The sequence below is a fragment of the Desulfocurvus sp. DL1XJH-121 genome, assembly GCF_054819825.1.
Genome location: NZ_JBTVWW010000041.1, coordinates 1 through 11,489, shown reverse-complemented (window position 1 = coordinate 11,489; position 11,489 = coordinate 1). Strand labels below are relative to the sequence as shown.

10 protein-coding genes and 1 tRNA gene are annotated in these 11,489 nt (G+C 68.2%); 10 read left to right on the top strand and 1 reads right to left on the bottom strand.

The window, feature by feature from the left end; translation table 11 throughout:
* Nucleotides 1–501: 501 nt before the first annotated feature.
* Nucleotides 502–578: transfer RNA gene (locus ACYYG1_RS16865), tRNA-Arg, on the bottom strand.
* 146 nt (nt 579–724) lie between these two features.
* Between ACYYG1_RS16865 and ACYYG1_RS16860 the strand changes: the two genes are divergently transcribed.
* The 10 genes from ACYYG1_RS16860 (at nt 725) to dxs (ending at nt 11,053) form a co-directional block, all read left to right on the top strand.
* Complete coding sequence (locus ACYYG1_RS16860) at nt 725–1,438, top strand: phosphoadenosine phosphosulfate reductase family protein (protein ID WP_461211504.1); 714 nt, start codon at nt 725–727, stop codon at nt 1,436–1,438.
* Nucleotides 1,439–1,543: 105 nt separating this feature from the next.
* A complete protein-coding gene (gene ispG / locus ACYYG1_RS16855) occupies nt 1,544–2,656 on the top strand; it encodes a flavodoxin-dependent (E)-4-hydroxy-3-methylbut-2-enyl-diphosphate synthase (protein ID WP_461211503.1) in 1,113 nt (370 codons plus the stop codon).
* Nucleotides 2,657–4,414: a proline--tRNA ligase gene (locus tag ACYYG1_RS16850; protein WP_461211502.1), complete on the top strand. Its 1,758-nt coding sequence runs from the start codon at nt 2,657–2,659 to the stop codon at nt 4,412–4,414.
* A gap of 4 nt (nt 4,415–4,418) precedes the next feature.
* Nucleotides 4,419–5,027, top strand: coding sequence for a LysE family translocator (locus tag ACYYG1_RS16845; protein WP_461211501.1), 609 nt, complete (start codon nt 4,419–4,421; stop codon nt 5,025–5,027).
* A gap of 28 nt (nt 5,028–5,055) precedes the next feature.
* Entirely contained in the window at nt 5,056–5,487 is a 432-nt protein-coding gene (locus ACYYG1_RS16840; protein ID WP_461211500.1) for a hypothetical protein, read from the top strand.
* Between the two features lie 18 nt (nt 5,488–5,505).
* Nucleotides 5,506–6,897, top strand: coding sequence for an exodeoxyribonuclease VII large subunit (xseA, locus tag ACYYG1_RS16835; protein ID WP_461211499.1), 1,392 nt, complete (start codon nt 5,506–5,508; stop codon nt 6,895–6,897).
* A gap of 1 nt (nt 6,898) precedes the next feature.
* Nucleotides 6,899–7,783 (top strand): M23 family metallopeptidase, encoded by an 885-nt coding sequence (locus tag ACYYG1_RS16830; RefSeq protein WP_461211498.1) that lies wholly within the window; start codon nt 6,899–6,901, stop codon nt 7,781–7,783.
* A gap of 179 nt (nt 7,784–7,962) precedes the next feature.
* On the top strand, nt 7,963–8,190 hold the full coding sequence (gene xseB / locus ACYYG1_RS16825) for an exodeoxyribonuclease VII small subunit (RefSeq protein ID WP_461211497.1): 228 nt from the start codon (nt 7,963–7,965) through the stop codon (nt 8,188–8,190).
* Nucleotides 8,183–9,076, top strand: a complete 894-nt coding sequence (locus ACYYG1_RS16820; protein ID WP_461211496.1) for a polyprenyl synthetase family protein — start codon at nt 8,183–8,185, stop codon at nt 9,074–9,076. Before xseB ends, ACYYG1_RS16820 begins: the two co-directional genes overlap by 8 nt.
* A gap of 66 nt (nt 9,077–9,142) precedes the next feature.
* A complete protein-coding gene (gene dxs / locus ACYYG1_RS16815; RefSeq protein WP_461211495.1) occupies nt 9,143–11,053 on the top strand; it encodes a 1-deoxy-D-xylulose-5-phosphate synthase in 1,911 nt (636 codons plus the stop codon).
* Nucleotides 11,054–11,489 lie beyond the last annotated feature (436 nt).

Here is an 11,489-nt window from a genome sequence, read left to right as displayed (position 1 = left end):
GTGCTACCTTCTTCCTCGTGGTCATGACGTCCTCCTGGTCGAGGTTTCGGTGAAGTTTCGTAACTCCAGCCGTACCCTAACCAAGGGCGGCATGACCACGCTCATTTCATGGCCTACTGTCAGGTGATAACCATCTCAGCACAAATTAATAAGTGTAGCATAAAAATATTTTCACCGTGCTTTGCGATATATTCGGCGATCACATCCCCCCCCCCACACACACTCCTGCCGCATGTCTCAATCGAGTGAACGTGAAATGTGGCTGTAATCTTAGTGAAATACGCCATTCAATCATGGCAATCGGCTATGAAGTATATCAAAGATCGATATTGCCTGTCACCTGCGGAACGGGCGGGGTGACGGAAGATGCCCAAGGAAGGGGAAAGCCCGAAATCCGAGGGGTTGAGAGGGGCGCGATTGATGTCCCAGGTGCTTTCTGTGGCCGGGAGAGGGCGGAACAACGAAAAAGGGAGCCGGAAATTCCGGCTCCCTGAGCTTTCGTGGTGGGCCCGGCAGGATTCGAACCTGCGACCTACTGGTTCGTAGCCAGGCACTCTATCCGGCTGAGCTACGGGCCCACGCTGTCGAGAGGTCGGTTTTTATGCTTCTGAACCTGGTTCGTCAAGGGCTTTTTCGTTTGGATGGAAATTTTTGTTTTTTGCGGGCCGAGGCTTGCGGCAGGGCGGGGGCTGGCCTATGCCTTGGGCCCATGAGTTCCCATCCTTTGCTCGACGCGTTGCGTCTGCCCGAAGCCCCGGGCGCGTCCCTGGCCCAGAAGGAGGCCGCCGCCCTGGCGGCCATTGACCAGGCCTTTGCCGCCGCCGGGCCCGGCGGGCTGGCCGTGGCCTGGACCGGGGGCAAGGATTCGACCCTGGTCCTGGCCCTGGTGCGCGAGCGTCTGGCCGCCCTGGCCCCGTGGGAGCGGGTGCGCGCCGTGTCCGTGGACACGGGCTGCAAGTTTCCCGAGATCGTGGCCTTCCGCGACCGCCTGGCCCGGGAATGGGACCTGGACCTGACCATCGCCCGGCCCGGCGTGGACCTCGCGTCCTACCCCCTGGCCGTGGACAAGGTCTCCTGCTGCCGGGACCTGAAGATCCGGCCCCTGGCCCGGGCCCTCGACGAGATGGGCGTTGCCGTGCTGCTCACGGGCCTGCGCGCGGACGAGCACCCCTCCCGCGCCTCGCGGCCCCCGGCGGAGGCCGTGGACGAGCCGCCCCACGTGCGCGTGCATCCCATCCTGCGCTTCACGGAGATGGACGTCTGGGCCTACCACGCCGACCGCGACCTGCCCCATTGCGGGCTCTACGCCCAGGGCTACCGCTCCCTGGGCTGCGTGCCCTGCACGGCCAAGGTCGCGGGCCCCGGCCCCGAGCGCGCGGGCCGCGACGCGGACAAGGAAGCCAAGCTCGAAACCCTGCGCAGCCTGGGCTATTTCTAGGGTTTTCCGCCCGGTCCCTTTCCGGTTCCGCGCCCCGTTCCGGCCTTGGCTTGGCCCGGGAAATGGGCTATCTAGTCCCCTTCGTTATTAATGGACGAGCAACCCATGAGCAGCACCCGCATCCTTGATCCCTTCCGCCCGGCCCGACGCCGCTCCCGCACCATCCGCGTGGGCTCCGTTCCCGTGGGCGGGGACGCGCCCGTGGCGGTCCAGAGCATGACCAACACGGACACCCGCGACGCCGAGGCCACCCTGGCCCAGGTGCGCGCCCTGGCCGAGGCCGGGTGCGAGATCGTGCGCCTGGCAGTGCCCGACGAGGAGGCCGCCCGCGCCGTGGGCGCGATCCGCAAGGCCTCGCCCGTGCCGCTCATCGCGGATATCCACTTCGACCATCGCCTGGCGCTCATCTGCGTGGACCAGGGCGTGGACGGCCTGCGCATCAACCCCGGCAACATCGGGGGCGAGGACAAGGTGGACAAGGTGGTGGCCGCGGCCAAGGCCGCGCGCGTGCCCATCCGCATCGGCGTGAACTCCGGGTCCGTGGAGAAGGGGCTGTTGGCCAAGTTCGGGGGGCCCACGCCCGAGGCCATGGTTCAGAGCGCCCTGGGCCACGTGCGCCTCCTGGAGGAGCGCGGCTTTTTCGAGACCAAGATTTCCCTCAAGTCCTCGTCCGTGCCCGCCACCATCGCGGCCTATCGCCTCCTGGCCGAGCGCTGCGACTATCCGCTGCACATCGGTGTCACCGAGGCCGGGACCCCGGGCCGGGGCACGGTGAAGTCCTCGGTGGGCCTGGGGGTGCTGTTGTACGAGGGCCTGGGCGACACCCTGCGCGTGTCGCTGACCGGCGACCCCGTGGCCGAGATGGACGTGGCCTGGGAGATTCTCAGGTCCCTCAACCTGCGGGCGCGCGGGCCGGAGATCGTGTCCTGCCCCACCTGCGGGCGCACGGAGATCGACCTCGCGGGCCTGGCCCGGGCCGTGGAGGAGCGCCTGCGCCCGGTGACGGACGTGTTCACCGTGGCGGTCATGGGCTGCGTGGTCAACGGGCCCGGCGAGGCGCGCGAGGCGGACATCGGCATCGCCGGGGGCCGCGACTCGGGCATCATCTTCCGCAAGGGCGAGGTGGTGCGCAAGGTCCGGGGCGGGGCGAACCTCGTGCCCGAATTCATGAAGGAACTGGAACTGTTTCTGGACGAAAGAAGACAGGAGAAACCATAGATGCGTTACAGCAATCTCTACGTGCCCACGTTGAAGGAAGCCCCGGCCGACGCCGAGGTCGCCAGCCACAAGCTGCTGGTCCGCGCGGGCATGATCCGCAAGCTTACCTCGGGCATCTACGTGTACCTGCCCCTGGGGCTCAGGAGCCTGAACAAGGTCGCGGCCATCGTGCGCGAGGAGATGAACCGCGCCGGGGCCCAGGAGATTTCCATGCCCATGGTCCAGCCCGGCGACCTCTGGCGCGAAACCGGGCGCTGGGACTACTACGGCAAGGAACTGCTGCGCATCAAGGACCGCCACGATCGCGACTACTGCCTCGGACCCACCCACGAGGAGGTGGTCACGGACCTGGTGCGCGGCGAGGTGCGCTCCTACAAGCAGCTGCCGCTGAACCTCTACCAGATCCAGACCAAGTTCCGCGACGAGATCCGCCCGCGCTTCGGGCTGATGCGCGGCCGCGAGTTCGTGATGAAGGACGCCTATTCCTTCGACGCGGACGAGGCCGGGGCCGAGGCCAGCTACAAGGCCATGTACGACGCCTACACCCGCATCTTCGAGCGCCTGGGCCTGGCCTTCCGCGCCGTGCAGGCGGACTCCGGGGCCATCGGCGGCAGCTTCTCCCACGAGTTCATGGTCTTGGCCTCCACGGGCGAGGACACCATCGCCGTGTGCACGGCCTGCGACTACGCCGCCAACCTGGAGAAGGCCGAGGTGGCGGGCGAGGTCAAGGCCTGCATGGAGGAGGGGCCGCGCATTGAGGAGGTCTCCACCCCGGGCACGCACACCGTGGAGGAGGTGGCCGCGTTCCTGGACGTGAACGCCTCCCAGGTGGTCAAGACCCTGCTCTTCGACGCCGACGGCCAGTCCGTGGCCGCCCTGGTGCGCGGGGACCGGGAGCTCAACGAGATCAAATTGAAGAATTTCCTGGGCTGCGCCGAGCTGGAGATGGCCTCCCCCGAGCAGGTCCAGGCCTGGACGGGCGCGCCCGTGGGCTTCGCCGGTCCCGTGGGCCTGGACGTCACCCGCATCGTGGCCGACGCCGAACTGGCCGGGGCCACGGACTACGTGGCCGGGGCCAACAAGGGCGACACCCACGTGCGCCACCTCTGCCTGTCCCGCGACGTGGAGGCCAAGGTGGCCTTCGCGGACCTGCGCGTGGTCACGCCCGGCGACCCCTGCCCCGCATGCGGCGGGGAGCTGTCCTTCCCCCAGGGCATCGAGGTGGGCCACGTGTTCAAGCTGGGCACCAAGTATTCCGAGTCCATGAACGCCGTGTTCCTGGACGAGAACGGCAAGGAAAAGCCCATGATCATGGGTTGCTACGGCATCGGCGTGTCCCGCGTGGTGGCGGCCTGCATCGAGCAGAACCACGACGCGGACGGCATCGCCTTCCCCCCGCCCGTGGCCCCCTTCGAGGCCGTGGTCCTCTGCCTGGACCCCGGCAAGGAGGACATCCTGGGCAAGGCCGAGGAGATCTACGCCGCCCTGGGCGACATGGGCGCGGACGTGCTCCTGGACGACCGCGACGAGCGCCCGGGCGTGAAGTTCAAGGACGCCGACCTCGTGGGCTGCCCCATCCAGATCGTGGTGGGCGGCAAGGGCGTGGCGCGCGGCGTGGTGGAAGTCAAGGACCGCCGCACGGGCGAGAAGTCCGAGCTGCCCCTGGACGGCTTCGGCCGCGAGTTCGCCGCCTGGCGGCAGGGCGTCTGGTCCGGCTGGGGCCTGGGCGCCACCGACGACGTGGAAGCGAGCAGGTAGGGCCATGACTCCCGAAGGATTCCTGGCCCTGGCCGGGGCCACGCTGATATTCGCCCTGATCCCCGGGCCCGGCATCATGGCCGTGGTGGCCCAGGCCGTGGCCCGGGGCTTCGCCCCGGCCGTGCTCTGGACCGCCGGGCAGGTGCTCGGGGACATGGTCTATCTGCTGCTGGCGCTTCTGGGCCTGACCTGGCTGGCCGACGCCCTGGGCGAGGGCTTCGTGGTCCTGCGCTGGATCGGCGCCGCGTATCTGGTCTGGATGGGCCTGCGCGCCTGGACCGCCGCCCAGCCGGACCCGGCGGCTCCGCCCTCGGCGCGCGGGGCGTGGCGCTCCTTTGCGGGCGGCACGTGCGTGTCCCTGGGCAACCCCAAGGCCATGGCCTTCTACTGCGGATTCCTGCCCGCGTTCGTGGATTTGCCGTCCCTGTCCATGGGGGGTACCCTTGCCGTGGTCGCGGTCATCTGCCCCATCGTCTTCCTGGTGCCCGTGGGCTACGCCTTCCTCGCCGCGCGCGGCAGGAACGTGATCCGCTCCGCGCGGGTCTGGAAGTTCGCCAGCCGAGGCGCTGGCACCGCCATGATCGGGGCGGGCGTGGCCGTGGCCGTGGAGTGATCCCTTCCAATCCCAACCGGAGGACGCCGTGATGCATCGCCTGTTCCTGCCCGCCCTGTGCCTGTCCCTCTGCCTGCTCCTGTCCCCGGCCGTCTGCGCCGCCGGCGAGACGATGCAGGTCCCGGACGTGATTCTCAAGGGCGCGGAAGCGTATATGCAGCTGGGGCCCGAGCAGGGCTTCAAGACCTGGTTCGAGGGCAGCCCGCTGCGCGTGGGCGTGAACGAGAAGAGCCTGGCCGGCAAGGTCCAGGCCATGGTCAAGAACTACGGCAAGTGCCTGGGCTTCGGCATCATCCGGGTGCAGGACCTGACCCCGCGCAGCAGCGTGGTCTATTTCGAGATGGACTACCAGGGCGGCCCCCTGTTCATGTCCATGCTGGCCTACAACACCGGCACCCGCTGGATAGTCAGCGGCGACAAGCTGCAGATCGGCAGGGACCCGGCCATCGTGCTCCCGTAGCGCCCGCTTGACAGACCCATGGCGCACATCTTTGAAGTCGAGGAATTGACCCGGGCAGTGGGGGACGTGCTGCAAAGCCAGTTCCCCTTCGTCTGGGTGCGCGGCCAGGTGGGCGGGGTCTCCCGCCCGGCCAGCGGCCACGTGTACTTCACCCTGCGCGACGAGCGCGCGCAGCTCCCGGTGGTCTGGTTCAAGTCCGCGCGGCGCGGCGTGCCCGCCGGGGGCGTGAACCCGGCCACGGGCGAGGTCATGGAGCACGGTTTCACGCCCGACGTCACCGAGGGCGCCAACGTGCTGGTGGCCGGGCGCATCGCGGTGTACGCCGAGCGCGGAATCTACCAGCTGGTGGCCGAACTGGTGCAGGAGGAAGGGCTCGGCGAGCTGCACCTGCGCTTCGAGGCCCTCAAGGCCGACCTGGCCCGGCGCGGATATTTCGACCAGGACCGCAAGATGCGCCTGCCCGCGTCTCCCGCGCGCGTAGCCCTGGTGACCTCGCCCACGGGCGCGGCGGTGCGCGATTTCCTGCGCATCGCCGGGGAGCGCGGCACGGGCTGCGAGGTGCGCATCCATCCGGCCCTGGTGCAGGGCGAGGCCGCGCCAGCGCAGATCGCCGAGGCCCTGGACGCGGCCTGCGAGGACGGCTGGGCCGAGGTGGTGGTGCTGCTGCGCGGCGGCGGCTCCCTGGAGGACCTCTGGGCCTTCAACACCGAGCCCGTGGCCGAGGCCATCCACCGCGCCACCCTGCCCGTGCTCACGGGCGTGGGCCACGAGGTGGACACCACCATCGCGGACTACGTGGCCGACGCGCGCGCGGCCACGCCCAGCCACGCGGCCCAGATGCTCTGGCCCGCGCGCTCGGACCTGATGCAGGGACTGGACGCCCTGGAGACGCGCCTGGCGCGCACGGGCGGGGCCTTCCTGGACGCGGCCGGGCGCGAGGCCGCCCTGTGGACCCGGCAGTTGAACCTGCTGTCCCCGGTGCGGCGGGTGGAGAATTTTCTGGAGCGCTTGGCCACGGCCACGCGCGACCTGGGACGGGCCGGAGCGGCCCTGGTGGACCAGCGGGACGCGGCCCTGGCCGACGCCGGCCGGGAGCTGCACGCGGCCTTCGGGCCCCTGGCCCTGGACGAGCGCTCCCGGGCGCTGGAGGCGCTGCGGGGCCGCCTGGACCTGGGCGCTGGGGCCCTCTTGCGCGGACCGGACCGGGATCTGTCCCTGGCCGAGGCGCGCCTCGCGGGCCTGGACCCGCTGCTGCCCCTGGATAAGGGCTACGGCCTGGTCACCAGCCGCAGGAGCGGAAAGTTCCTGCGCAGCGTGGCCGAGGCCGCGCCCGGGGACGAACTGGACATCCGCGTGCGTGACGGGCGGGTCGCCGCCCGGGTCACGGGCACGCAAAAGGAAGGAAAATAGCATGACGAAGCGCCTGGCGGGCCGCGCGGCGGCCCTGGCCGCGCTGGTTCTGGTTTTCACCCTGGCCCTGGCCGCTCCGGCCCTGGCCGGGATGCGCCTGGAGGCACCCTCCGAGGCCCCGATCGGGACCGCGTTCTTCGTGCGCGTGGTCTCGGACGAGCCCATGGACTCCGTGCATATCACCTGGGGAAGCATGGCGCTGGACGCCGCGTCCCGGGTGGTGGACGGCGGGGGCTGGGAGGTCCTGGCCGCACTGGGCACGGGCCGCACCGCGCGTCTGGGCACCGGGCGCGTCAAGGTCGTGGTGCGCAGCGGGGGCGGCACGAAGACCCTGACCCAGGACGTGGCCATCAGGGACCGCAAGTTCGCGGAGGAGCACCTCAAGGTGGCCCCCAAGATGGTCCACCTCACCGAGGAGCAGCTGGCCCGCCACAAGCGGGAAAAGGCCCGCATGCTGGAAGTGCTGCGCCACGTGTCCCCGGAGCGCTACTGGAGCGAGTCCTTCACGCGGCCCGTGGCGGGCGGGGTTTCCAGCACCTACGGGCTGCGCCGGTTCTTCAACGGCGAGGCGCGCAGGCCCCACGCGGGCCTGGACCTGCGCGGCAAGGCCGGGACCCCGGTGAAGGCCGCGGCCCCGGGCGTGGTGGCCTTCGTGGACGACACCTATTTCGGCGGCAACACCGTGTTCGTGGACCACGGCCTGGGCGTGGTCAGCATGTACTGCCACCTCTCGGCCTTCGCGGTGAAGGAGGGCGAGTTCGTGTCCGCCGGGCAGAAGATCGGCGAGATCGGGGCCACGGGCCGCGTCACCGGCCCGCATCTGCATTTCGGGCTGGCCGTGCTGGGCCAGTACGTGGACCCGCTGCCGCTCATAACAGACCGTTGAAAAACAGCGATCTGCTGCGTCGCTACGCTGCTGCGGAAAATTCAAACCCTCGCGTACGGGGAGTACGCGTCGGTCTTGAATTTCCCTTGCGCCTTGCATCTCACTATTTTTGAACGGCCTGGGTAAAATGATTATTCCAACAATCTGATAAGCGGCGGAAGCAAGCAGGGGAAATGACCATGGCCAAGGCAAAGGATACGTTCGAATCGCGGCTTGCCAGGCTCAGGGAAATCGTGGACAAACTGGAGTCCCGCGACCTGCCCCTGGAGGACGGGGTGGCCCTGTTCAAGGAGGGCGTGGAGCTGGCCAAGGCCTGCCGCGTCCAGCTGGAAAAGGCCAGGAACGACGTGAAGATACTCATGAACGGATCGCTCGCGGACTTCGCGGCGGAGGAAGACGATGCCTGACGTCGACGTCAAGAAGACCCTGGCCAACTACGCCGCCGGGGTGGAGAAATATCTCGCTACGTGCTTCAAGGAGCGGGGCATCGTGGACGCCCTGCGCGAGTCCATGGACTACAGTCTCATGGCCGGGGGCAAGCGCCTGCGGCCGGTGCTGTGCATGGTCTGGGCGGAGATCGCGGGCCTGGATTCGGCCAAGGTGCTGCCCTTCGCCTCGGCCATCGAGTGCATCCACACCTACTCCCTGATCCACGACGACCTCCCGGCCATGGACGACGACGACCTGCGCCGGGGCAAGCCCTCCAACCACAAGGCCTTCGGCGAGGCCACGGCCATCCTGGCGGGCGACGCCCTGCTCACCGAGGCCTTCGGCCTGATGCTCAACGTCGCGGACATCCCCCCGGCGCGCGTGCTCCAGGCTGCGGCCGTGGTGGCCTACGGGGCCGGGGCCAACGGCATGGTGGGCGGCCAGCAGATGGACATGGACCTCACGGGCAAGACGGGCGTGGAGCTGCGCGAGCTGCAGCAGATGCATGCCCTGAAGACCGGGGCCCTGATCACGGCCTCCTGCCTGTCCGGGTGCATCCTGGGCGGCGGGGACGAGGCCGACATGCAGGCCGCCATGCAATGGGGCAAGCACGTGGGCATGGCCTTCCAGATCGCCGACGACATTCTGGACGTGGTGGGCGACGAGAAGGAGCTGGGCAAACCCGTGGGCAGCGACCAGGACCAGGGCAAGAACACGTACCCGTCGCTCCTGGGCCTGGACGAGAGCCGGAATCTGGCCGTGCAGTGCGCGGCCGAGGCCAACCTGTCCATCAAGGCCTACGCGGGCGCGCAGGCGGACTTTCTGCGCCACTTGGCGGCTTACATCGTACAGCGCACCAATTAGCCCGCCGGCCCCCAGGGGCGCGGGCAGCAAGACCGGGCCGCGCGGCGGCCCAACGGAAAGGGACTCATGAACAGCGACACCGAAAGCGGAATCCAGGACATCCTCTCGCGCATCGGGCGTCCACGCGACGTTCAGGACCTGTCCCCCGACGAACTGACCCAGCTCGCCGCCGAGATGCGCAAGGTCATCATCGACACCGTGGCGGCCAACGGCGGCCATCTGGCCCCCTCCCTGGGGGTGGTGGAGCTGACCCTGGCGCTCCTCAAGGTCTTCGACCCGGACCAGGACAAGATCGTCTGGGACGTGGGCCACCAGGCCTACGGGTACAAGCTGCTCACGGGCCGCAGGGACAGATTCGCCACCCTGCGCACCATGGACGGGGTCAGCGGGTTCCCCAAGATGAGCGAGAGCCCCTACGACCACTTCGGGGTCGGGCATTCGTCCACCTCCATCTCCGCTGCCGTGGGCATGGCCAAGGCCCGCGACCTGGCGGGCGGGGACAACAAGGTGGTGGCCGTCATCGGCGACGGGTCCATGACCGCCGGGCTGGCCTACGAGGGCCTGAACCAGGCCGGGGACCTGGGCAGCGACCTTGTGGTGGTCCTGAACGACAACGAGATGTCCATCTCGCGCAACGTGGGGGCCTTGTCCCAGTTCCTGTCGCGCAACCTGACCAAGAAGTGGATGGTGCGCTTCAAGAAGGACGTGGAGACCATCCTCAAGCACGTGCCCAAGATCGGCCCGGACCTGGCGGACTACGCGCGCAAGTCCGAGGAGGCCTTCAAGCATTTCTTCACCCCGGGCATGCTCTTCGAGGCCTTCCGCTTCAACTATCTCGGGCCTTTCGACGGCCACGACATCAACGAGCTGGCAGCCGCCTTCCGCCACGTGCGCGAGCTGGACGGGCCGCTCTTGGTGCACGTGCTGACCCAGAAGGGCAGGGGCTACGCCCCGGCCGAGACCAACCCCACGTATTTCCACGGGGTGGGCTGTTTCGAGCCCGAGACGGGCAAGGCCAAGAAGTTCGGCCCCTGCGCCCTGGCCTCGTACACCGACGTCTTCGGCCAGGCTCTGGTGGACCTAGCCGAGGCCGACGAGCACGTGGTGGCCATCACCGCCGCCATGCCCGAGGGCACGGGCCTGAACCGCTTCGCCGAGCGTTTTCCCGAGCGCTTCGTGGACGTGGGCATCTGCGAGCAGCACGCCGTGACCTTCGCGGCGGGCATGGCCACCCAGGGCTACAAGCCCGTGGTGGCCATCTATTCCACCTTCATGCAGCGCTCCTACGACCAAGTGGTGCACGACGTCTGCCTGCAGAACCTGCCCGTGACCCTTTGCCTGGACCGGGGCGGGCTGGTGGGCGAGGACGGCCCCACCCATCACGGGGCCTTCGACCTTTCGTTCCTCAGGCACATTCCCAACCTGGTGGTCATGGCCCCCAAGGACGAGGCCGAACTGCCCGCCATGCTGGCCACGGCCCTGTCCCTGGACGGGCCCTCGGCCATCCGCTATCCGCGCGGCGTGGGCGTGGGCGCGGCCCTGCCCGAGGCCCCCGTGGCCCTGCCCCTGGGGCGCGGCGAGCTGTTGCGCGACGGCTCGGACGCGGTGATCGTCGCCCTGGGCGGCCGGGTGCATCCCTGCGTGGAGGCGGCCGAGGATCTGGAGATCCAGCACGGCAAGTCCGTGGCCGTGTTCAACGCCCGGTTCGTGAAGCCCCTGCCCGAGGAGCAGCTCCTGGAGCTGGCCGCGCGTTTCAAGGTGCTGGTGACGGTGGAGGAGAACGCCCTGGCGGGCGGGTTCGGCTCGGCCGTGCTGGAGCTGTTGGCCGACCGGGGGGCGCTGGGCGGGGTCTCCGTGCTGCGCCTGGGCCTGCCCGACGCCTTTGTGGAGCACGGGGCCCAGAAGCTGCTCCGCGCCAAGCTGGGCCTGGACAAGGAGGGCATCGCCAAGGCGGTGCTCGGAAAGCTCGGGGGTTGAGGCCCCGCCAGGCCCTGCCATACGGACATCAAGCCGCCAGAGGCCGTGGGTTCGAGTCCCATCGGTTCCTCCAGAATTGAACAAGGATCTTAACCTGTCAGGTTAAGGTCCTTGTTCATTTTCAATGTCCTGAGGCCATAGAAGACATAAATCTGACACAGAAATATTTTCATAATATTTAAAAGGGTTGGAATCCCTTTTTAGCAGGGACTCAGACCACATTGGGTTATCCCATTGGAATCGCGAAAATAAAAGCTACATGTCAGGTCTTCGTGCTCGCTCTGCCCCTGTTGAGCGAAAAATGGGTCAGGATGTCACCCGAGTATTTTCCCTCCTAGAAAGTACCGTCAATGGTCTGCCTGTGCTGAGATGGTTATCACCTGACAGTAGGCCATGAAATGAGCGTGGTCATGCCGCCCTTGGTTGGGGTACGGCT

Bases quoted from the DNA above. Each gene is read 5' to 3' on its own strand.
- ispG (WP_461211503.1), top strand. From the start codon at position 1,544: ATGAGCAGCACCCGCATCCTTGATCCCTTCCGCCCGGCCCGACGCCGC.
- xseA (WP_461211499.1), top strand. From the start codon at position 5,506: ATGGCGCACATCTTTGAAGTCGAGGAATTGACCCGGGCAGTGGGGGAC.
- ACYYG1_RS16830 (WP_461211498.1), top strand. From the start codon at position 6,899: ATGACGAAGCGCCTGGCGGGCCGCGCGGCGGCCCTGGCCGCGCTGGTT.
- ACYYG1_RS16820 (WP_461211496.1), top strand. From the start codon at position 8,183: ATGCCTGACGTCGACGTCAAGAAGACCCTGGCCAACTACGCCGCCGGG.
- xseB (WP_461211497.1), top strand. From the start codon at position 7,963: ATGGCCAAGGCAAAGGATACGTTCGAATCGCGGCTTGCCAGGCTCAGG.
- dxs (WP_461211495.1), top strand. From the start codon at position 9,143: ATGAACAGCGACACCGAAAGCGGAATCCAGGACATCCTCTCGCGCATC.
- ACYYG1_RS16845 (WP_461211501.1), top strand. From the start codon at position 4,419: ATGACTCCCGAAGGATTCCTGGCCCTGGCCGGGGCCACGCTGATATTC.
- ACYYG1_RS16850 (WP_461211502.1), top strand. From the start codon at position 2,657: ATGCGTTACAGCAATCTCTACGTGCCCACGTTGAAGGAAGCCCCGGCC.